Origin of the sequence: Novosphingobium sp. ES2-1 (genome assembly GCF_015169775.1) — a bacterium.
Classification (GTDB): Bacteria; Pseudomonadota; Alphaproteobacteria; order Sphingomonadales; family Sphingomonadaceae; genus Novosphingobium; species Novosphingobium subterraneum.
Map to the genome: position 1 here is coordinate 303,320 of NZ_CP063447.1, position 22,157 is coordinate 325,476.

General features: G+C 56.0%; 15 protein-coding genes. 12 read left to right on the top strand and 3 right to left on the bottom strand.

What is annotated here, in order from left to right; translation table 11 throughout:
- Positions 1-1,101 precede the first annotated feature (1,101 nt).
- Entirely contained in the window at positions 1,102-2,172 is a 1,071-nt protein-coding gene (locus IM701_RS19500) for an acyltransferase (RefSeq protein ID WP_082013543.1), read from the top strand.
- 114 nt (positions 2,173-2,286) lie between these two features.
- Positions 2,287-3,423 carry a glycosyltransferase family 2 protein gene (locus IM701_RS19505; RefSeq protein ID WP_039338402.1) on the top strand — a complete coding sequence of 379 codons (1,137 nt, stop codon included), beginning with the start codon at positions 2,287-2,289 and terminating at the stop codon, positions 3,421-3,423.
- 70 nt (positions 3,424-3,493) lie between these two features.
- On the opposite strand, the gene IM701_RS19510 is transcribed toward IM701_RS19505, so the two are convergent.
- A complete protein-coding gene (locus IM701_RS19510; protein WP_062780542.1) occupies positions 3,494-5,308 on the bottom strand; it encodes an ABC transporter ATP-binding protein in 1,815 nt (604 codons plus the stop codon).
- A gap of 100 nt (positions 5,309-5,408) precedes the next feature.
- Between IM701_RS19510 and IM701_RS19515 the strand changes: the two genes are divergently transcribed.
- From IM701_RS19515 to IM701_RS19535, 5 genes are all read left to right on the top strand, one after another.
- Positions 5,409-7,013 (top strand): glycosyltransferase, encoded by a 1,605-nt coding sequence (locus IM701_RS19515; protein WP_039338400.1) that lies wholly within the window; start codon positions 5,409-5,411, stop codon positions 7,011-7,013.
- A 76-nt stretch (positions 7,014-7,089) separates the two neighbouring features.
- Entirely contained in the window at positions 7,090-8,031 is a 942-nt protein-coding gene (locus IM701_RS19520; RefSeq protein WP_230487961.1) for a polysaccharide deacetylase family protein, read from the top strand.
- Complete coding sequence (locus IM701_RS19525) at positions 8,028-8,966, top strand: glycosyltransferase family 2 protein (protein WP_039338397.1); 939 nt, start codon at positions 8,028-8,030, stop codon at positions 8,964-8,966. Before IM701_RS19520 ends, IM701_RS19525 begins: the two co-directional genes overlap by 4 nt.
- A 20-nt stretch (positions 8,967-8,986) precedes the next feature.
- Positions 8,987-9,985, top strand: coding sequence for a glycosyltransferase family 2 protein (locus IM701_RS19530; RefSeq protein WP_169745766.1), 999 nt, complete (start codon positions 8,987-8,989; stop codon positions 9,983-9,985).
- On the top strand, positions 9,985-11,016 hold the full coding sequence (locus IM701_RS19535; protein ID WP_052242770.1) for a glycosyltransferase family 2 protein: 1,032 nt from the start codon (positions 9,985-9,987) through the stop codon (positions 11,014-11,016). The genes IM701_RS19530 and IM701_RS19535 overlap by 1 nt, the downstream gene beginning before the upstream one ends.
- Before the next feature lie 41 nt (positions 11,017-11,057).
- Here IM701_RS19535 and IM701_RS19540 read toward each other — a convergent pair whose 3' ends face one another.
- Both IM701_RS19540 and IM701_RS19545 read right to left on the bottom strand, forming a co-directional pair.
- A complete protein-coding gene (locus IM701_RS19540) occupies positions 11,058-12,197 on the bottom strand; it encodes a glycosyltransferase family 4 protein (protein WP_169745765.1) in 1,140 nt (379 codons plus the stop codon).
- A gap of 110 nt (positions 12,198-12,307) precedes the next feature.
- Positions 12,308-13,300 carry an NAD-dependent epimerase/dehydratase family protein gene (locus IM701_RS19545; RefSeq protein ID WP_193828947.1) on the bottom strand — a complete coding sequence of 331 codons (993 nt, stop codon included), beginning with the start codon at positions 13,298-13,300 and terminating at the stop codon, positions 12,308-12,310.
- Positions 13,301-14,408: 1,108 nt separating this feature from the next.
- Here IM701_RS19545 and IM701_RS19550 point away from each other — a divergent pair.
- The 5 genes from IM701_RS19550 (at position 14,409) to IM701_RS19570 (ending at position 22,157) form a co-directional block, all read left to right on the top strand.
- The gene (locus IM701_RS19550) at positions 14,409-15,437 is read left to right on the top strand and encodes an acyltransferase (RefSeq protein ID WP_156135941.1); all 1,029 of its coding nucleotides are present in this window, start codon (positions 14,409-14,411) and stop codon (positions 15,435-15,437) included.
- Between the two features lie 1,003 nt (positions 15,438-16,440).
- Positions 16,441-17,853 (top strand): sugar transferase, encoded by a 1,413-nt coding sequence (locus IM701_RS21995; RefSeq protein ID WP_230487947.1) that lies wholly within the window; start codon positions 16,441-16,443, stop codon positions 17,851-17,853.
- 103 nt (positions 17,854-17,956) lie between these two features.
- Entirely contained in the window at positions 17,957-19,690 is a 1,734-nt protein-coding gene (locus IM701_RS19560; protein ID WP_082013539.1) for a type I secretion system permease/ATPase, read from the top strand.
- 7 nt (positions 19,691-19,697) lie between these two features.
- Positions 19,698-21,047 (top strand): HlyD family type I secretion periplasmic adaptor subunit, encoded by a 1,350-nt coding sequence (locus IM701_RS19565; RefSeq protein ID WP_052242766.1) that lies wholly within the window; start codon positions 19,698-19,700, stop codon positions 21,045-21,047.
- A gap of 147 nt (positions 21,048-21,194) precedes the next feature.
- Complete coding sequence (locus IM701_RS19570) at positions 21,195-22,157, top strand: glycosyltransferase family 2 protein (RefSeq protein ID WP_230487948.1); 963 nt, start codon at positions 21,195-21,197, stop codon at positions 22,155-22,157.

Genomic DNA, 22,157 nt, shown 5'->3' on the forward strand with positions numbered 1-22,157 from the left:
GCGGCGGTTATCGCCTACCTGCCCGAGGTAAATCCGTGACATGGACCAACAAACCTCAAACCCCCCTCCCGTAGATGATCGGAAACGTCAAGTCGTCCGATGCGGGTGGGTACCCCTGCGAGGAAAGCCCCGGCCGGACCTTAGAGAGTCCTGACCGGGGAAGTTTCCACTTTGACGAAATCTGGCATGATTCGCCTTTGCCAAGATAGGCGCGTTAACCAATTTTCCAATCCATTTGTTAATGATCTCGAAGAACCGTGCGCGGGCTTGTGCTTCGCTCGCGCTCTAAACGCCCGGATCCACTGAACACAGCGAAATCAGCAAGGTGGCGGCTCAGGAGAGCGCGGGCAGAAGCAGGTCGGGCAATGGTCCTGTCGCGCTTCCCCCGTTCTGGAGGCGCGCCCCCCTTTCTTTGCCCAAGGCTTGAAGCCATCTGGTGAGCCTTGAGGCAGGTCGCGTCAGTCATGATTGCCTAAGGTCGCCGGGCCTGCCATCGTCCGGGTGGCCCCATCCGTCGCACACCACCTGTTCCAGCGGTGGCACGATGCCTTGTTCATCCCGATTTTCCTTGGCACATCTGCCAGCGCGGGCCATCTTAGTTGACTCGGATGTTTGTGTGTGAGCTTGCCAGTCATCAACCCGCGGAGTGCCACGGCTCTTGAGAAACACGGCGATCCGGAGCCACTTCTCGTCCGCCAGCCAATAGCTCGCACGTGCTCAATCACCACGCGGAGCTGGAATCACATTCTTTCCAATTGGGTGGACCTGAGGCTTGGTCAAGCGAGGCCCGTGGACCTGAAGAATCGCGCAATCGGCGACATCTACAGGTAAAGGGGACGGTCGAAGCGCATAGCCCCAAAAAATATCATGATAATATTTATTAAGTTAATAATCGAAAAAACTTGAAAAGGTCGTCGAATCATCGATTTCTCTACGAATTTATCTCTGCTACAGTTCTGGAATTTCGGCGCAATACAAGTCGAAATTGTAGGCGACAAGCTATGCATTAGGGCACGAGTATTGACATACGGCACAACTGTTGCGTTATACAGCAGGCGCTTGCGCCTTCTCCCGGTTTTTTGCGACTAAGGCCATTACGACATGATAGAGCATGCCTCAAGAAAAGCCGCGAGCGAATTGCGAGAAGCTGAAAGCCATCGAATTCAAGCTCTTGATTCAACTCGCATTTTTGCAGCATCTGCTGTGGTTTATGCCCATGCCGCCGACGCCCCGGCGATGCTGGGGCGCCTTGGCGTAGAGTATTTTTTTGCTCTATCTGGCTATCTGATTACTGGCATCCTCCTTCGTGCTCGTGGTACCGGAAGCAGGGATTTTGCGCGCCCTCTAGGAAATTTCTTCGCTAGGCGCTGCCTCCGCATCTGGCCTGCATATTACCTGCTTCTGGCGTTTCTGCTCTGGCGCAATCACGAACACATCAGGGCCAGTGCAATCTGGCATATTCTTTACAGCAGCAACGTACTGTTTTGGTTGAAGGATCGGTGGAACCCTTGGATTGCCAGTCATTTCTGGTCTCTTGCTGTGGAAGAACAGTTCTACCTGATATGGCCATTTCTCATTTACTGGACTAAGCGCGCCGTCCTGAAGTGGCTGCTTCCTGCGTTGGCATTTGCGTCCTGGGGGATGGCCTTTGCCTTGAGCACCTGTTTCCCTGGGCATTACAACGTCGGTTTCGACGTTCTAATGCCTTTCTCCCTGCTCAGTCTTGCAATGGGCGCAACGCTTGCAGTTTGGCGTTTGGAATGCCCACGGGCCTTGCGGGGCCTTAAACCCCTCGGCTATCTCTGCATAGTAACATTAATCATCAGCATTGCCATTCAAGGGACAGCAGCTTTGGAGTCATTCGGGACACGGCCGCTTACGACAATCTGCTTCGTCTGGTTCATCGCAGTGCTGTCCACCCAGACTTCGGGAACCCTGTCTCGCCTGTTAGCGGCTCGACCGCTGGTATACCTTGGCTCTGTAAGTTACGGTGTCTATCTCTATCACCTGCTAATGCTGTATTATATCGTACAATCGAAGCATGGACCACAACTTCCTTTGGGATTAGTTACATTTATCGCCACTTGGACGGCTTCGGTTCTTCTAGCCTGCTTGTCCTGGCACCTGATCGAAAAGCCGGCTAACGCGTTCAAGGCAAGATTCGTTTTCTAGCGCAATGCTTCTTATTAACGTCCGTCGTCTATCTTGGCGCCAGCGACGGAGCACGTTGAAGGTTTCGAGCGACTATGAGCGACTGCAGCTCGATATGAAACATTAGGAGCACACATGCTGAAGGATGTAGTTGTCCCGACAGCGCTATATCATCTGACCGTTGCTGAGGCGTTGGAAGCTGGTAAACTCGCTTCGCCGTTCATGGCATGGCTGTGGCATGAAGGTCGCCCGATTGCTTCGACAAAGCTCGTTGACGGCCATGGAGTGTGCGACATTGCATCGTGGGCGTCGCAGCAAGCTGTCGCGCCTGATACGGGTTCGCCGGCTGCCGTTCCCCATACCGTCTCGGTCATAATCTGCACACGTGATCGCCCAGAGCAACTGGATCGATGTCTCGCCTCTCTTGCTGGTCAGACCTTTCAACCACATGAGGTGCTCGTTGTGGACAACGCGTCCTCAACGACGGAAACAGCCGAGGTTGTCAGCCGGCATGGCCACATTTACCTGCGTGAAGATCGCGCTGGTCTTTCCCATGCCCGGAATACCGGCATCGCTGCCGCTTCAGGTGACATCGTTGCCTTCACAGATGACGACACAGTCCTGCACCCAGATTGGTTGCTACGACTTGAGGCTGCCTTTGACACTGACCATGTCTGGGCCGCGACCGGACTGGTTATTCCGGCAGAATTGCGCACAGAGGCACAATGCATATTTGAACTGGGATGGAGCTTTGGGCATGGTTTTGTCCGCAAGGACTATGATGCAAGCTACTATCAAAAAACCCGGATGCGGGGAACACCGACTTGGGAATTTGGTGCCGGCGCCAGCATGGCATTCCGGCGGGATATCTTCAACAAGATCGGACTGTTTGACCCCCACTTGGGCGCCGGCGCCTCGGGCTGTTCTGAGGACTCGGAAATTTGGTACAGGATCTTGCATGCCGGCGGCCTATGCCGTTACGAACCCGCTTCTGTGTTGTATCACTTTCATCGCGCCGACATGGCAGGACTGCAAAAACAGATCCGCGCCTACATGCGCGGACATGTTGTCGCTCTATGGATTCAATATCGCAAGTCTTCGGACATCGGGAATCTCAGGCGCCTTCTAATCTCGCTGCCACGCTATTACTTGCGCAAGGTTTGCAGAAGGGTCTTGCATGGCATCACCGTTCCCACCTGCACTCTGGGCGATGAAATAGCAGGGTATTTCTCAGGGCTGCACCACATTGTCAAAAATCACAGAAGTTTGTAAAATTTGCAGCGGCTCGATCTCAAGTCGGTCACACAAAATGACTTTTTCTTGAGATGTTAAGTCTTACCATTCAGAATGTTTCGAGGTCTTCAGCTTCCATCTGGCTGTAAAAGGCCAAATCCCTCAAAGGCCCGCTCTCCGCGACGCGTCCCTGCTCTATCACGATGCCATGAGAACACGCTTGCAACGTGCTTCGGCGGTGACTGACAACCAGCGCAGACTCAAACCTGCGGTGTTCCAGCAACAGTTGCATGATCGTCTGTTCCGAAAGACCATCGACGGCATTGGTCGCCTCGTCCAGAATAAGCAGTCGAGGGCGCACAAGAAGCGCCCGCGCGAGTCCGATACGCTGGCGCTGTCCGCCGGATAGACTCAGCCCCCGCAGTCCTACGCGCGAATCATAGCCAAAGGGCAGCCGCGAGATGAATTCATCAGCATCCGCGATGCGGGCTGCTTCCTCGATCTCGGCAAGGCTCGCCTCGGGGCGACCATAGGCAATGTTCTCTGCGATTGTTCCGTCAATCAAATCGATGTCCTGCCCCGCAATTGCTACATGTCGGCGCCACGCCCCTGCAGATATTTCGGATATGGCCGCATTACCGAGATACAGGGCGCCGGTTTCTGGCTCGATCAGACGGCACAGGAGATTCACGATGGTGGACTTGCCAGCCCCGGATCGTCCGATAAGCGCGGTTGACGTCCCATACGGGATTGTAAAGCTGGCCTCGCTTAATGCTGCACCCGAGCCGGTGGGATAGGAATAGCTTACGTTCTTGAAATAAATGTCATGGTGGGTTTCGGGCATTGGCCTGCCTCCCACCGCTGGTATCGGGTCATCCTCTTGCCCGAGCAGCCATTCGACCTGCTCCACCGATGCCCGCAACGGGGCTATCCCCAATCTCGCTTGGTCTAGTGCAGTTACCCTTGGCTGCATACGATAGAGCAAGACAAGAAAGGCCGTCGTTTCTGGTAGCGACATGGCCATTTCGCTCGCCACTAAAAGCACCGCGACAAACAGGATCGACTGCATCATTTCCAGGCGCGGCATTGACGATGCAGTGGCCTTTTGAACTGCGAGAAGGCTGCCTCGCAGGCGATCCGATACCTCCCTGAACGCCTCGTGTTCACGATCGTGCTGGCCGAACAAACGGATCAGGCGGATGGAGTTGATGATCAGAAGCATTTGCTGGGAAAGAGCGCCATTATCTTCCGTAACTGCCTGGCCGAGTTTGCGCAGTTTGCGCAGGAAGAGCGACTGAATGGCCCGGATTGCCACGACACCTGCCACGACGAAACAGAACAGTTTCCATTGAAGCAGGACCAGCATCACGCAAAACACGCAAAGAGCAGAAATCGAGATTATGACTGAGAAAATCAGCCTGACGACATCGGCGGCGCGCCAACTGTCCGTCGCGATGATATTAACCAGCTTGGTGCCGTCATGCTTGAGGAAAAAGGGGTAGTTTAATGACAGGATGCGCTCAGCCAATGCCGTTCGAATATCATGGCTGATGCGGCCCTCGACATAGGCGATGCGCGCCGCGTTTGCAGCCTGCACCATCCCCTTGGCAGATATCAGCAGCAGAATAGCAAACGCGACAGCGAGCACGCGCTGACCTTCCGGTAACGTGTTGAGCAAGCCGACCGCAGGGTGCAAGAATGTGGGCAGGCCGTTTGGAATCTGGCCGTCCACGACCAGCGAGAGCAAAGGGATGAGAAGCCCGATACTGCCGCTCTCCAGAAGACTGGCGAGGAGGCCGAACAGGACGATCCTGGGAAGCCAGGAGATGTAACGGCGGGCAATCGGAGCCAAAGGACCGTCGGGCCCGCGGGTGCCCAGCGGAAAGACGGTCGTGCTCCATTTTGAGTTGAATGCTACGGACATGCCGTTCCTTCGGTTTCCAATTTGCCGCATTGCCTCGTTGCATTCCTAACGCAACGCCGTCAAAAGAAACGTTAAGTTTTTCAAGGTAAAGACTAACGAAATGGAGAAACAAGCCGAATCTGTTGCCGTAGTGATTCCAACCTACAATCACGCCCGCTATCTAGGTGACGCACTAGACAGTATTCTTGCCCAGACAATCTGGCCGACAGAAATCATCGTAGTAGATGACGGGTCTGACGACAATCCCTCGGAGGTCGTTGCCCAATACCCCTCTGTATTCCTCCTGCAGCAGGCGAACTTGGGCTTGGCAGCAGCGCGCAACGCCGGTGCGGCAGTTGCGCAAGCAAGGTTCATTCTTTTCCTTGATGCCGATGACGTCCTTTCCCCCGAAGCGATTGCCTCAGGCTTAGCCTGCATGCGGAAAAATCCCGGCGCAGCCTTTGTCTACGGAGCCCATCGTCGCGTAAACGAGAAGCTGGAACCCACTGGTGGGTTGCGCTACATGGATGCCGGCACAAACCCCTATCTCACCTTGTTACGCTGCAATTCAATAGGGATGCATGCGACCGTCATGTACGACCGCGAGGTCCTCATGGCAGCAGGCGGTTTCGACCCGCTCTTGCCGCGCTGTGAGGATTATGACGTCTATCTGCGCCTGGCTCGTGCGCACCCAGTCTACAGCCATTCAGCATTGGTAGCGGACTATCGCTGGCATGAATCCAATATGTCCCAGAACCCTCTCGACATGCTGGCATGGGTTTTGCGCGTACATAAACGACATCACCCGCGAGGCCGAGATTTAGCAGCCATCCGCGCCTGGCGCGAAGGGCGCAGGATCTGGCGCGATTATTATGGCGAACTGGCCTGGACCCATTCCACAGGACATCACGGATGGATCGCTAGGAGCATAGGAAGGATCAAGGCATTGAAGGCGGCTCCAACAAGGATTTTGCGCAAGGGCGTTCGTCGCGTCGCAAAGGCCACCCTCGCAGCGATGCCGGAGGGATTTGCCTATCGCATCCGGAAGGCCGCGGGGCGCTCTGCGTCCCCTCCTGTCGGCAAGGTGCGGATGGCTGACCTTCAACGGATCAGGCCGATCAGCCCTGATTTCGGGTTTGATCGCGGCACCCCGGTCGACCGCCATTACATTGAAGGATTCCTTGCCCAACATTCGCAGGCGATTCAGGGACGTACTCTTGAAATTGGCGATGCAACGTACTGTACACGCTTTGACAACGGCATCACGCACCAGGACATTCTGCACATCTCCCCGGACGACCCCAACGCCACCATCATAGGCGATCTTGCACAGGATGATGTTCTGCCGCGTGACACTTTCGACTGCCAAGTCATCACCCAGACGCTACACTTGATCTATGACATGAAATCTGCGGTGCAGCAGCTACATGACGCTCTGCGTCCCGGCGGCGTTTTGCTGCTCACCGTGCCCGGGATTACGTCGATCGATCGTGGTGAATGGGGAGACACATGGTATTGGTCGCTCACGAGGACCTCGGCGGCTCGCTTGCTCGGCGATGTATTTGGTCCCGAAAACATCACCATTTCTGTGTTTGGAAATGCTTACTCGGCGACTTGTTTCATCCAGGGAATGGCGCTTGAGGAGGTCGAACAGTCCTTTCTGGATGTCATTGACCCCTCGTATCCGGTCATAATTGGCGTGCGAGCGGTTCGCGGTCGTGCTTAAACGATTGCATCGCCGGATCATGCGCGCTGCGCAATCGTGGACAGCTCCGCCCGCGCGCCAGCGGCCGGTGATCCTGATGTACCATCGCATTGCGGAGCCTGATGCAGATCCTTGGGAGCTTTGCGTGGCCCCGCAGAGGTTCAAGAGGCATCTGGCATTTCTGCAAAAAGCTTACCATCCCTTATCGGTGGACGAGCTTGTGGCCAGGATAGTGGCCCGCACTGTACCCGACAATGCCGTGGCGATAACTTTCGACGATGGTTACCGAGATAACGTGGTGATCGCGAAACCGTTACTCGAACAGGCTGGCGTCCCTGCCACCTTTTTTCTGACGACGGGAGCAATCGGCAAAGGTCGGCCCTTCTGGTGGGATGAACTTTGGGCGCTGCTTTGTGCTGGTCCACCAAAGGCGGAATTCATTATGGATGTCGCCGGACAGCCTTTGCAAGTGCAATGGTCGGACGACCAGCCGGCCACCAAGATGTGCACACCGTGGCGAGCGGGCGTGGAGCCGCAGACAGGCCGACAGCGAGCTTATGTTCTTTTGTGGCGCAACCTGAAGGACCTGTCACCACAAAGCCGCGACAAAGCTCTGAAAACCTTGCACGAACATCTTGGTGGTTCGGCAACGCCCACTTGGTCGGATCTTGATTTACCGATGAGCCTTGAAGATGCAGGCAGCTTGCCCTCGACTTGTATTTCTGTCGGCGGACATGCTCGAACTCACCACCCCTTGGTGGAATTTGATCCTGCACGACGTTGGCAGGAAATTTCGGGGAGCCGAGCCGAGGTTGCCGAGCAAACTGGGCAATTGCCGACAGGTTTCGCCTATCCTCACGGCAACTGGAACAGCGAAACACGCACCCAGGTGGCCGACGCGGGCTATTCTTGGGCCGTCACAACGCACCGCGCGGCCGTCATGCCCAAAAACTGCGATCCGTTCGCACTGCCAAGACTTGCTGTCGGTGATTGGTCAGCAGAACAGTTGCGCGATGAAATGGAGGCATTGCGGAGATGAGCAATATTCAAGCCGGGAAAATCTCCGTTGTAACAATCTTTCTCAATGGCTTGCCCTGGTTGCACGAAGCCATCGAAAGCGTCCTTGCGCAAACAGGAGTCAATTTCGAATATATCCTGGTGGATGACGGATCGGTAGATGGCAGTTCCGAACTCGGCAAGTCTTATGCAGCCCAATTTCCCGGGATTGTTCGCTACATCGATCATCCAGGACACGCCAATCGCGGAATGAGCGCATCGCGAAATGCGGGGGTCGCAGTAGCAGCTGGAGAATATCTTGCCTTCATCGATGCCGATGACATCTGGAAGCCAGGCAAGCTCGAACGACAATTGAGCATCTTTTCGAGATTTCCCGAGTTGGCCATGGTCGCGGACTCGGCAATTTATTGGAACTCTTGGAACGACGGGACGGACAAGACCATTCTGGCAGGACATCTCCAAAATCAGCCAGTCAATTCACCTGACGCCCTTTTGCATACTTATCCGTTGGGGCGTGCGCATGCGCCATGCCCTTCGGGAATCCTCATCCGGCGCTCGGCCTACGAAGCCGTCGGCGGCTTCGAGGCAAGCTTCACAGGTCCGCTTCAGATGTATGAGGATCAGGCGTTCCTCTCGAAGGTATATCTTCGGTTTCCCGTACTTTTCGCCGACGATTGCGACTTGCTGTACAGGCAACATCCGTCATCGTGCGTCGCCGAGAATGTTCGCTCTGGCAACTACGGCCAGGTACGGCTTCATTTTCTCCAATGGCTGGGCGCATACCTTGAACGCGAAGGCACAAACGATCCGCGTATTCGCGCCACATTGCGTCGCGCCTTGTTGCCCTTTCGTTTCCCCAACCTCTATGCTTTCCTGCGCCAATTGATCAGGCTGTCTCGCAAGGTGGCAAGGCCGGTGTTGCGGCAGGTAAGGCAGACGAAGCCAAGGCCAGTTTGATGGGAGCAAGCCCACCCTTGGTGAGCGTGATTCTTCCCGCTTACAATGCACAGACGACCCTCGGCGCAACACTTGCCAGTGTCCAGGCGCAAACCCACGAGAATCTAGAAATCATCGTTGTCGATGATGGCTCAACCGATACGACCCATGATCTGGTTGTCGCGGTACAAGCCAGCGATTCCCGCGTGCGCCTGATTCGCCAGGCGAATGCCGGCGTTGCCGCCGCTCGTAATCGCGCCTTGCTCGAAGCGAGAGGCGATTGGATTGCCCCTCTGGACGCCGATGATCTTTGGCACCCCCAGAAGCTTGCGCGTCAGCTTTCACGGCTGACACTCAATCCCAGTGCAGGGGTCTGTTATTGCTGGTCGGTTGATATAGACATGGCATCCCGTGTAACTGAGAGGCGCCTCCTCGTTCCCCTGTTCGAGGGATGGGTTTACGATGAACTGCTTCTTGACAATTTTCTGAGCAACAGCAGTTCACCTTTGATCCGCGTCGAAGATGCAAGAAGTGTCGGTGGGTGGGATACCGCGCTTCGCGATGCCAATGCGCAAGGGTGTGAAGATTGGGATTTCTATCTCCGACTCGCACGCGTAACCCCCTTCCAGCTCGAACCAGGTTTCTTGGTGGGCTATCGCCAGAGCGATACTGCAATGTCGCGAGATATCCGCCGGATGCGACGGTCGCACGCTCTCGTCATGGCACGACAGCCTGCTTCCTGTACCGAGAGTTGTCCTCATGCTCTCCGTCGCTCAGTTGCGCTGAATTCGCTCTATCTGGGTAAATTGGCGCTCGCGTCGGGGCGCCCCTTTGCGGCAATCGCGTTGTTTCTGGAAGCTGTGGCGCACGCGCCGAGGCTGATCCTGACGCGCCCTGTGCTTAGGGATCTCAAAACACTTGTGCTTTCGCGAGCACGTTGCTCTTCAGCTGGTCAGTCGCGTGGAGATATTATGTTCGCGGATCTAGATCCGAACCTACCAGCGATGGCGCGGAACATTATCGCGCTGCGAGGTGCGTGATGTCGTGCAAACCAGTAGTTTCGGTTATCATTCCGGCCTACAACGCTCAGGCCACCCTCGGCGAAACTCTTGACTCGGTTTTGGCTCAAACCTTCGCCCTGATCGAAGTCATAGTCGTCGACGATGGGTCGGTCGACCAAACCGCACAATTGGTTGAAAGATATTGTGCTGCAGACGATCGCGTCCGCCTGATCTCGACGGCCAATGGGGGGGTCGCCAAGGCCCGCAATATCGCAATTGAGGCCTGCCGAGGGGAATTTATTGCTCCACTTGATGCCGATGATGTGTGGCACAAACGCAAACTGGAGCTGCAGTACCGAACCTTTACCAATTCCGGCCCGGAAACCGGGGTCGTCTATAATTGGTTCCGGACCATTGACGACGCTGGTCGCATAACAGGGCAAGCCCCAATGCCGCGCGTCGAAGGTAACGTCCTGCACCGCCATCTGCAATGGAACTTCATTTCCAACGGCAGTACTCCGCTTATTCGCAGATCCGCGCTTGCAGACTTGCGCTATGACCCGAGTCTACATCTGGCGGGAAACCAAGGATGCGAAGACTATCTATTGCAATTGCAGCTAGCACTGCGCACCAGATTTGCGCTTACACCGGCTTTCCTCACCGGATATCGCCGTCTGCCAGGGTCTATGTCCACCAACGCTGGCACAATGATCCGTTCTCATATCCAGGTGTTTGAGAGCTTGCTTCCGATCGTACCTGAAAGCGCGCTTCAAATCATCGAAGACAGACTAGCCGGTTTCCAGATCGAGTATGCCCGCAACCGTGCCCGGCGAGCGGACTTGTGGGTGGCAGCGGCGGCAGGATTAGCCGGGCTCCGGCGCTCACCGGCGAGCGCGATGGCACAAGTCGCACAAGAAATGCGTCGAGCAGTTCGGCAAAAACCTGCGATTACTGCGACCGGTACCGCCGCCTTCCAAGACATTCTGGATCCCTTCCAGGCGACAGGTCGTGAAATATCCGGCCCCCGTCTACTCAGGATGACTGAACTTGAAAAACTTGACGTCGGCTGACACCCCAAAGAACGCAAGCTTGGCCAAGGAGAAGTCGGCCGTCACGAGGCGTGCATCGAAGTCAAACGTTCGACCAAAACATCGCCCCATTTAGCCCAGTTCAGCCGTTTCACGAAAGCATCGCGTGCGGCGTACTGCATTTTGGCATAGGCAAGCTCATCTTCCCAAACATCAAGGATGGCAGCAGCATATTCCTCGGCAGTCGCTTCGAGCGGCAATAGCAGACCATTACTATGATCAGTGATAATTGTTCCTACTCCACCCGTTTGGGTGGCGACAGACGGCAAGCCGAATGCCGCGGCCTCGCAATAGACCAATCCGAAAGCTTCCTGCCGGCTAGGCATGAAGAAAAAGGATGCCCTACGATATAACTCCTCCAAGGCAGACTTGGCCAAACGACCGTAAACTGTGACGTTCCGCTCAGTTATTGCGGGATTACACCCAACAATATGCAGCTCAGCGTCGTCGTAGCGTTCGCGCAGCAGGCGGAACGTCTCGAGAACAAGCTGCCCACCCTTCCGGTTCCAGTCATATCCGGCAAACAGCAGCTTCAACGGTGCCGTGTTGGCCCTAAGGACCGGCGGAGCGGGAAAGCTGTCAAGGTTGGCGCCGATGGGCGTCACCATGACCCGCTCTGGGGCAACAGAATAGTCATTGATGGCACAGTTAGCGGCCCAGTCCGAAGTCGGCATAACCAAGGCGCATCGTTCAAACAGTGCGCGCTGTATACGGTCTCCCAACCTACGCGCGCGTTTCCCCAAAGGCTGATATTTAGGATAGAAATCGATAATCTGACGGTAAAAACCATCAGCGACATGCACTATCGGCCACGATCGGCGCAGATAGGCTAGCTTGTGCGCTGCACCAATTGAAATAACAAAGTCCGGCTTAGCGGCGTCGAGCTGCCGGGCAACGTAGAGTCCGAACAACTTGCTGACAAGTGGCTCCCGGCTGAGCAGAATGCCCAGCCTCGCTAGCCACGACAGCCTTCGGAGCCACTCGTCCACGATCGGAGTGTCGATGACGTGGACGTGTTCGAAGCGGCGCTCGACTTCCTTCAACGCAAAATAGGGTATCCCACTCCAACTTCTGCGAACGTAGGGGCTGCCGAGCGCGACGAGTGCAACACGCAAAGAGGATTTCACCATATATTGATCAAGCTTAGCGCTGTCGCTGTCCAAAACTTGGCTCCTTGCTGATCGCATCACTACTTTGGAAACGATTTGGCGCAATGGCGCCAAGGAGATGCAACGCCGTAGTCAATATCACGCCTATTTCACCTGACAGCTGCTTATCTATCAAGAAACACGGGAGCAGGAGCCAGCGGGACTGCTTCGCTGGTCCGCACGATATGTTTGAACCAGTCGAGAGTTTCACGTACACCAGTTTCATACGGAATACTGGCAGACCACCCTGGAAGCACTTTGCGAGAGATCGTCAAATCCGGGCACCGATTGGTCGGATCCTGCGGGACAGGCGGGAGGTATTCGATCCGCGTGCCTGGCACCAGCTTTGTGATATACTCGGCCACGTCAACAACGGCAATTTCTCGGTCATTACCGATATTGAGCGGGCCAATGTAATCAATCTGATCACGCCAGAAGAACCGTTCGAGGGCATCCGCAATATCGTCGACGTAGCCCCAGCTGCGCGACTGCCGACCGTCGCCGTACACCGTCAGCACGCCCGAAGTGAGAGCTTGGCCGATGAAATTGCTGACGGCTCTTCCATCATCGATCCTCGTGCGCGGACCGTAAACATTGAACAGACGCACGATGCGAATATCCATGCCATAAACGCGGTTGCATTCGAAGAGCAGGGATTCCGTGCATCGCTTGCTTTCATCGTAAGACGATCTTGGCCCCGTACAATCGACCGAGCCGCGATAGCTCTCCGGTTGCGGCGAAATGAGAGGATCGCCGTAGACCTCAGACGTCGACGTAAAGCAGAACCGACCACCCGGCTTGAGAAGGTTCCGCAAATTTAGAGCGCCATGCACATTGGCCTGAATGACCCGAATCGGATCACGCATATACCAAGGCGGCGAGGCCGGCGACGCCAAATGGAGAATTTCGTCAAACCGCTCGTCGGTTGCAAACGTCTCTGCAGATCCTTCGACAAAAGCCGCCCTTTTGTCATCTATGTGAGCGAGGTTGCCTCTTGTCCCCGTCCAAAGGTTGTCCAGGATGACGATTTTTTCGACGTCATGCCGACGCAACAGGCGATCAACCAAATGGGAACCCAAAAATCCTGCACCACCAGCAATTAAAATGCGCCGCTGCATCTGAGTGCTTCCTGTTCGAGATTAAAAGTGAGCTTCTCGGGACTGATTGTCAGATGGGCGACTGATAGAGTAGAGCAACCCAATCCTTTTGATTTACGACCATGACTCTGATACCATTAAAAAAACGTTCAAAGCAAGCTTGACGCCCCTGCAGTTCGCGTGACCTTCAAGGGAAATCCATCAGCGGTTGGCGGTGCCTGATGTCGGGAAGCGGTGCACGATCGAAAGTGCCCGCCGACGGGCCGATCGAATACTTCCGCGGGATCTCGATCGATCTGATGACGCGAGGGACTTTGGCAATACGCTCGCATCGATTGTCAACCAGCGCTTGGCGGGCCCGCTTCGAATGTTGCTCGGACGTGCTGCAAGTTTCCGCTCTGTCACCCGAAAATGCCGATCTGCCTCTGCATATGCCGGCCAACGATCAGGCCTACGCCGCGGCGTAATCCCGTAACAGCCGGCCTCTCCCTTTTTGGATAGCCCCTCTATTCGGACCGCTACCATCTCGTGACGGCGAAGGGGGGAACAATGGACATGGACGTACCAGTTCTAGCAATTGGTTGGCCGGCATGGAATGGCAAGACCGTTGTCCGCCGGCGAATGCGGCGCGAGACGATCGATGGAGGCGCAGGTGGGGATCGTGGCCAAGGAGGCCCGCTGCGCGGCAGCGCTCGGGTCGCGCACTTGAGCAAAAACGGCATGTCACACGCTTGGCATTGGCTGAGTAAGGCCTCCCCTTGCGTTCTTCGTGAGCGCCTCTGTTCGACGAGCGTTTGCCGCTTGCACAGCAGGCGTGGTTACCGCCAGGGGATGACTCATCATTATCACAAAGCTTCGTTAGGCATTCCAGCAAAGCGTCAATTGTGATCCGCTACACCGCTGCCTGCCCTGATGATGCGTCGCAATCAGACAGTTTGCGTCTCGTGCAAATTCATTCGAATTGTCATACCGAAGCTGTGACCGTCCTGCTGGGCCTCATTGCCTGCCGAGACGGTCCTGATCGTACTGACCATACGGCACCCACGGGTTTGTGCTCGACAAATCCTGTTGATATTGGTTTGTAGAGGCTGTGTCAGTTGCCAATGCAAAAGCGCCTACGCTTCGTACCGTGGAACTCGCCCGAGGCATCGCGGCAATGCTGGTGGTCGTTTTCCACGCTAATGCGTCGGCCGACGAATTTGGCGGCCCACATTGGGCTTGGCTTGCCATCGGCGAACATGGCGTGGATTTCTTCTTCGTCCTATCCGGCTTCATAATCGCTTTTGCCCATCGAAGTGATGCAGGCCAAAGCCAGATTGCGCGCAGGTATCTGCTTAAGCGTGCCATTCGCCTGCTCCCTACGCTTTGGATTATCGTTTTTGGTTGGGCTGTATTCCGAATTTCGATGGGCATCCGCGTCGAGCCGGAAATGATAGCTAGGTCAATGCTGCTGTGGCCATCGACAAAGCCCACGCTCCCCAGCGTTGTTTGGACGCTTCGGCATGAAGCGTTGTTTTACGCTGTGTTTGTGTTGATACTCATCAGCCGACGCGTCGGCACTTGGGCTTTTGCGCTATGGGCATTGGCTGCGGCATCGCAACTTGCTCTGGCCACTTTCGGTCGTGCGGTCGAAGGGCTCCCCGCATTTTTTCTGTCAACGTTTACTCTTGATTTCATGCTCGGAATGTTCGTCGCGAGGTTACATCGTGTAAATGCCTTCCCGCCGAGCATGATCCCCTTAATTGCCAGTTGCTGCCTGCTCGCGGGCCTGCTTTTTGTTTACAATCGGCTCGGATTCCATCGGGACGGCACGGCGGACTACGTTTCGCTGGCCGCGACTTGGGGCACGCTGCTGCTCGGCCTTGCATTTGCCGGTATTCTCCACGGGCTAATATGTATCGAGAAGCGCGTTCGCGTGCCGGAAGCTGGCGTCTTCCTGGGCGCGGCATCCTATGCATTATACCTTCTCCACACTATTGTTAACTCATTCAGCCAACGCGTTGCAGATCATCTTTCTCCAACCCTTAAAGCCTTCGGCCTGGGTCACTTGCTGCTTATTGTCGCCGGAACGATTTGCTCTCTGTTTTTTTACAGTTTGATTGAGCGGCCAATCACGAAAGCGCTGCGCCAACGCCTACTCCCTGCCCCTCCGTCATGATGGAGTTGCATTTTTCGTCCTCACGAATGCTGACGTGTCATAACGGCAGCTGACTTTCCCACATAACAGGGGCCATCCCGCGCAGGCACCCCAACGCATGGCGCCCGGCCGGCAGCGACATAGATGTCTTTCAGAACGCGATGATCATGCGCTCGCTCACCCATAGCCCCATGGACGACAGCAGCCGCTCGATAATCGACCATTCCATCATCAATCATCAATGTCTGTCAGTTCGCATCGCCGCTGCGACATCCAGCCTCACCACGAGAAAGTGCCTCGCCGAGTTGGCTGCACGACACATCGCCAAGTGTGCGGCGGGCTTCCATGAGACAAGGTCGCCGCCGCTCCGCCGCCGCGGTCAGCGAGCGGCTCCCCGGATTATGCAAGCTGAAGATTCTCGATATCGGTCTGAGCACGTACTTTCCGACGGGGTCTGAAGCCGGCGTCCCAATCATCCTAAACGACTGCGGCCAATGGCAGGAGGGGCAAGTCAATCAGCTCTGACAGTACTGCATGGCAAGGCGACGCTTCACACTCTCTGGACCAAGGCTGTACTGAGGGGCGGTCTTGGCCGGGTTGGCTCCACGTGAGGCTACTCAACAATTTCGTATGCCGTTCATGAAGGTCCGACCTCCAAGTTTGAAGCAAGGGTTCGAACGGCAATCGCGATTAGCTCCAACCATCTGTAGAACTATCACAGAGGGGGGACTTCCGCAGACAACGCTTGACAGCCCTTCACTACCGCTTTCAGGGATCACAACAGACTTAGCCACAGGTTAAGACTTCGGCGTTAGAGCCATGCCGTAAACTGCTAAGCTGACGCGGGTGGTGTGCGGGATCGGCGCGCGGGCACGGGTGGGCAGCGAGGAGGCGGCGATGAGAATTTTTGCTTTAATCGGGAACCTATTGCGGTTCGCGGGTTTTAGGGCCCTTGACTGGCCGATCTTGATGCTTCCCGCAGGAACCCCGTCCTGAAATTTTTCTGCGCGAAGGATGGATGAGAATGGAACATTCCAATTCGGCTCCAACAGGGCAGATCGCAGCACTTTCATGCGCGCAGAATAAGCAGCTACCTAGCCAACGAGCGCGGTTGAACCAGCGCTTGTTGGTTTACGCTGCCTTGGCGCTGTGCGACACTGCAGCGATCCGATGCGCCTTCGAGATTGCGGTCAATCTCAAGGGTCACCAATGGCTTAGCCCTAATGGGCTGGAGCTGGGATGGTTAATTCTGCCGCTTCACCTGCTAATCGGGCTGCGAAACGGGGCATATTCTAACGGCGCCCTAGTGTCGCGCCTTGATTCCATCCGCCTCGCCAGCAGATCCCTGCTGGTCGCCACAGCACTAGTCAGTCTACTCATATTCTTTCAGGCCGCCGGCCCGCTGGTGTCACGGTTGGGCTTCGGCACAGGTATTGCGCTATCCTTCGTTTTCATGTGGTTCTTGCGGGTAAGTTTCCTGACCCTCTTCGTCGGGCAAGACGTCTCGCGGATGTTCAGCCGCCTTGTGATAGTAGACGGGCCACCCTCCGACCTGCCGATCTCAGGGCACGTCATCTATGCCAGTGATCATGGCCTCAAGCCGGACCTTGAGGACTTTTCACAACTTGCCCGCATTGCGGAATTGCTGGTTCCTCATGATCAACTTTTGATCATAAGTGCTGACAAGAAAAAACGCAGTGAATGGGCGATAATGGCGAAGTCATTCGGGATAACAGCAGAAGTTATGCTGGATGAAGGTAGTCCGCTCGGCGCGATCGCTCTTGGACGTTATTTGGGTAGAGATACCGTAGTTGTCTCTCGAGGCCCGCTATCTCTGCCAAACAGGATCAACAAACGTCTGATGGACTTGGCTTTGGCAAGCCTCGCATTGCTCCTGGTCGGCCCACTACTCTTGTTCGTGGCAATCGCGATTAAGATAGACAGTCCCGGTCCAGTGTTTTTCCGGCAACCTCGAGTAGGCCGCTCGAACCGGCTTTTCAACATCCTCAAGTTCCGATCCATGCGGGTGGAGAGCACCGATGTCGATGGCACGCAATCAACGAGGCCGGACGATGAGCGGGTCACCCGTGTCGGGCGCTTCATAAGGGCCACAAGCATTGATGAGCTTCCGCAGCTTATCAACGTTCTCAAAAGCGACATGAGCATGGTCGGACCCCGACCCCATGCGCTGGGATCTCTGGCGGGCGACGAGCTGTTTTGGAAGGTCGATAACGCATACTGGCGCCGCCATGCTCTCAAGCCTGGCATCACCGGCCTCGCTCAGGTCCGCGGCTTTCGCGGCGCCACTCACCGGCGCCAAGATCTGACAAACCGGCTGCAGGCAGATCTCGAGTATGTGAGCAACTGGAGCCTGTGGGGTGATTTCAAGATTCTTGTTGCTACCGCAAGGGTCCTGATTCACCCACAAGCCTATTGATGTGGTGCCCGTTCGCACGGAGGATTTTCACGATTTATTAACCAAGCTTCGCGATTTTGCCGCCGCCACGAGAGAGTCAGAGACGGCCTGGAGTCTGTGAAAAATGATGTTGCAACTTCAAGGTGAACTCGGACGTGCAATTGAGCGGTACAAGTCCGCATTTGTGGCTGTGGCTCTGCTCAGCGCATGCCTCAACATCCTGCTGCTCGGCGGCTCGATCTACATGATGATGGTCTACGACTCCGTCCTACCAAGCCATAGCCTGGCCACTTTGTTCGGCCTCTTTGCAATGTTGGTGACCGTCTATGGTTTCCAAGGCATGTTCGAGATCCAGCGCGGCCGCATTCTCTCGTCGGTGGCGACTGGCCTGGATCGCGCAGTGAGCATGCGGATCCAACGCGCCGTCAGTGAGATGCAGTTGATGCAGGGAAGATCTCCAGGAGATGGCTTGATGGCCATGCGCGACCTCGACAACGTCCGTACTTTCCTGTCCGGAAGCGGGCCCGCTGCCTTGATCGATCTGCCATGGATCCTGTTTTTCTTGGTCGTCCTGACGTTGCTGCATTATTGGCTTGGCCTGACCGCACTGATGGGCTCACTTGTTTTGGTCGTTCTCACGGTCCTTAATGACCGGAATACACGCAAATCCAGCAACAATCTCGCTGAGCTGACCTCACGACGCAACGGGCTGGCGGAAAGCAATTTGCGCAACGCCGAGGCGATCACGGGGCTGGGTATGCGCGAAACGATGATAGCCCGGTGGGACCTGCTCAATCGACATCTTCTGGGTCAGCAGGACATCGCGGTTCGTTCGGCAAATGTGTTTGGTGGCATCACCCGCGTCATGCGCCAGGGTCTCCAGTCACTGATCCTGACCGTTGGCGCCCTGCTGGTCATTGATGGAGACGCCAGCGGGGGCATCATTTTCGCCTCGTCCGTCCTGTTTGGCCGTGCTCTGGCCCCAGTCGATCAGGCAATTGCGAATTGGAAGGGGCTTTCGGCTGCCCGGGAAGGATGGAAGCGACTGAATACAATTTTGCAGCAATACGGCGATCAGCGCACGCCTTCGGTTCGGCTTCCTGTCCCCAATGCGATGCTGACGGTCAACCACCTCGTGCTCGGTCCTCCTGGCTCAGACAAACCCACGGTCCAAGGGGTAAACTTTTCGCTCTCGGCCGGCGATGCGCTGGCTGTGATTGGTCCGAGTGGATCCGGCAAGACCTCGCTAGCTCGTGCGCTTGTGGGAGCTTGGCTGCCCATGCGAGGCGATTTGAGATTGGATGGCTTTTGCTACGACCAGTGGCATGAAGAACGCTTTGGTCAGCTCTTCGGCTACCTTCCGCAGACGGTGGGCCTCCTTGACGGGACGATCGCCGAAAACATTGCCCGTTTCCAGGAACGCGCTCCTTCGGAAGCTATTCGGAAGGCCGCACGGTCAGCGGGCGTCGAAGATCTTATCTCTCGCCTTCCGAAAGGATTCGACACGCCCGTCGGTCCAGAAGGTCAGTTCCTGTCGGCCGGGCAACGCCAACGCATAGGTCTTGCTCGGGCGCTCTATGGAGACCCTTTCGTCGTTGTCATGGATGAACCGAACTCCAACCTTGATGAGGCCGGAGAAGCCAGTCTACTATCGGCGATGTCATCGGTCCGCGCTCGGGGCGGTATCGTAATTGCAATCACGCACAGACCTAGCTTGCTGGAAATGACTAATAAGGTCCTGTTCATTGCAGATGGGAAAATGGTCCGCTTCGGATCGCGAGAGGCTGTCTTAAACTCAGTCGTTCACAATGCCCCACGCTTTGCTGCAACTTCCACGTCGGCTTCGGTAACGGGATAAATGGCCAATGAGTTTTATGCCCCACAGTGCCGACTTCAACGATGCTCCTGACGAAACCATCTCTACGATAGACCCGGATACACGTCGTGACGTAGCCCGAGCAGCCAGGGCAATGGCGTTTCTTGTCTTTGGACTAGGCGCAGCCGCGGCATTCTTGCCGATCGGAGGCGCAGTAGTAGGGGCTGGCCAGCTTGTTGCCGAAACTCAAATCAAGCACATTGCCAATCCGCTCCCAAGCACTGCGATCGTTGCCAAGACATTCGTTCGCGACGGCGATCACGTAAATGCCGGGGACCCTCTTGTACAACTCGATGCGACCAACAGCAGCCTCGAGGAACGTTTCGCATCACGCACGGTACATCAACTTCTCGCTCAGCGCGCAAGGCTCGAAGCCGAACGTCTCGGCTCACCGCAGATCGCATTCCCCGATGAGCTCAAGCGCTCTCCTGATCAGGCCGCGGCTCAGGCGATGGCAGATGAGTCCCAGCTGTTTCGGTTGCGGCAGGCCGAAATGCGTGGAATGCGCGCTCAGCTGGCTGCACAAGTCGAACAAAATCTGAGGCAGGAGCAAGGCCTGCGGGCGCAGATATCCTCTCTGAAGAGCCAACGCGAACTGTTAGAACCAGAACGCGCCGGGATGGAGAATCTTTGGAAACGGGGTCTTGTCACGATAAGCCGAAAAAACCAGCTCGAAAGACAGATGCTCGAAACCCAGGGCTCAATTGGCTCACTGCAAGCTCAGATTGCACAAACGCGAGCCCGCAATCGGGAAGTCAGCGAGCAATTGCAACAGCTCGGGCGCGTAAAAATCGCTCAAGCGGCCGGTGATCTGGCTGCTGTGGATATGGCGTTGAACGAACAGAGGCTTCGGAGCTCCACCTCGGCCAAGCAAGTGGAGCGTAGCGTGGTGCGTGCTCCGAACTCAGGCGTAGTCGACAAGCTCGCTATCACAGCTGTGGGAGACGTGGTCTCTCCGGCACAGCCGATGCTTGAGATTGTGCCCGACAAGGACCGTCTCATGGTCGAAGTTGCCATTTCGCCGGCGGATATAGACCGCATCCGGCTCGGAATGACAGCACGCGTGCAAGTGGCGGCGGGATCCGGGAATGCCAAGCCAGAAATGAAAGGCAAGGTCGAATACGTTTCGGCTAGCCGCTCGACCGATGCTAGCAAGCAGACGAGCTTCTTTATTGTGCGTGTCTCGATAGATCCACAAACGGTGCCCTCATCTGCAAGGTCGGCCTTGAGACCAGGCTCCCCGGCAGATGTCTTCATAGAAACGGGTTCTCGCTCGATGCTGTCTTACCTTACGCGGCCATTGCGTGACCAGTTTGCCAGAGCGTTCGCGCGGGATTGACGATTTCTGTCGGGCGCTTCACAACCATGGCAGCAGGCTTGCCTTGCTCCACCGATCCATGTGGCTTACAGGCCCTCCACTGGATACTTGGAGACGGTTTCCGCCGACACGCCATTTCCCAATTCGGTAGGCAAGGGAACCTCGTGAATGACAACACCTGAGGATCGTGACGTTTGCATGCGTCCGTCGCCTAGCGCCCCGGAAATTACCGTCATCATTGTCAGCTACAATACGTGCAGCTTGACCATCAAGGCGGTTGAAACACTGCTGCAATCCTCACCTGACTTGCCGATGCGCATCGTCGTGTTTGACAATGCCTCTCAGGATGGAAGCGCCCAGGCCCTCTCGCAGTCATTCCCTTCTGTGGAAGTGATTGCAAATCAGGAAAACATCGGCTTTGCGGCTGCAAACAATCGCGTCGCGCAGACCGTCACGACACCTTTCATCTGCCTGCTCAATCCGGACACGGAAACACATCCCAACGCAATTGCAAACCTGTTGGCTTTCGCCAAGATGCACCCGAATGCGGGAATCGTAGGCGGCCGCACAGTATTTCCCGATGGAAGTCTCAATCCAGCATCCGCATGGCGAAAAATCACGCCTTGGAGCTTACTTTGCCAGATTCTGGGCTTGCATCGCATGTTTCCCCAGAGCAATTTGTTCAATTCCGAAGCTATTGGAGGCTGGAAGCGAGACAGCATTCGAGAAGTCGATATCGTAGTCGGCTGTTTCCTCCTGACTTCAACCGAGCTTTGGAAGCGTCTCGGAGGTTTCGATACCCGTTACTTCATGTACGGTGAAGATGCAGATCTATGCCTGCGCGCCCGGGCGCTAGGATTCCGCCCGATGATCACGCCCGATGCCCAGATCATGCATCTGGTCGGGGCTTCGACAAAAAAACGTGCGGACAAGGTATGCGCTGTGATGCGGGCCAAGGCGACGTTGATCAGGGATCATTGGCCTAGCTGGCTCGTCCCTTTGGGTATTGCTCAACTGTGGTTTTGGGGCTTGACGCGTCGATTGGGAGCCTTTGTCGCCAAGACAGAAGAGGATCGCCTGCGTCTGACGGATATATGGCGAGGCAGGCGTACCTGGCTCTCGGGATACTGA

Coding starts and splice junctions, on each gene's coding strand:
- IM701_RS19500 (WP_082013543.1), top strand. CDS start 1,102: ATGATAGAGCATGCCTCAAGAAAAGCCGCGAGCGAATTGCGAGAAGCT.
- IM701_RS19505 (WP_039338402.1), top strand. CDS start 2,287: ATGCTGAAGGATGTAGTTGTCCCGACAGCGCTATATCATCTGACCGTT.
- IM701_RS19510 (WP_062780542.1), bottom strand. CDS start 5,308: ATGTCCGTAGCATTCAACTCAAAATGGAGCACGACCGTCTTTCCGCTG.
- IM701_RS19515 (WP_039338400.1), top strand. CDS start 5,409: ATGGAGAAACAAGCCGAATCTGTTGCCGTAGTGATTCCAACCTACAAT.
- IM701_RS19520 (WP_230487961.1), top strand. CDS start 7,090: ATGTACCATCGCATTGCGGAGCCTGATGCAGATCCTTGGGAGCTTTGC.
- IM701_RS19525 (WP_039338397.1), top strand. CDS start 8,028: ATGAGCAATATTCAAGCCGGGAAAATCTCCGTTGTAACAATCTTTCTC.
- IM701_RS19535 (WP_052242770.1), top strand. CDS start 9,985: ATGTCGTGCAAACCAGTAGTTTCGGTTATCATTCCGGCCTACAACGCT.
- IM701_RS19545 (WP_193828947.1), bottom strand. CDS start 13,300: ATGCAGCGGCGCATTTTAATTGCTGGTGGTGCAGGATTTTTGGGTTCC.
- IM701_RS21995 (WP_230487947.1), top strand. CDS start 16,441: ATGGAACATTCCAATTCGGCTCCAACAGGGCAGATCGCAGCACTTTCA.
- IM701_RS19560 (WP_082013539.1), top strand. CDS start 17,957: ATGATGTTGCAACTTCAAGGTGAACTCGGACGTGCAATTGAGCGGTAC.
- IM701_RS19565 (WP_052242766.1), top strand. CDS start 19,698: ATGAGTTTTATGCCCCACAGTGCCGACTTCAACGATGCTCCTGACGAA.
- IM701_RS19570 (WP_230487948.1), top strand. CDS start 21,195: ATGACAACACCTGAGGATCGTGACGTTTGCATGCGTCCGTCGCCTAGC.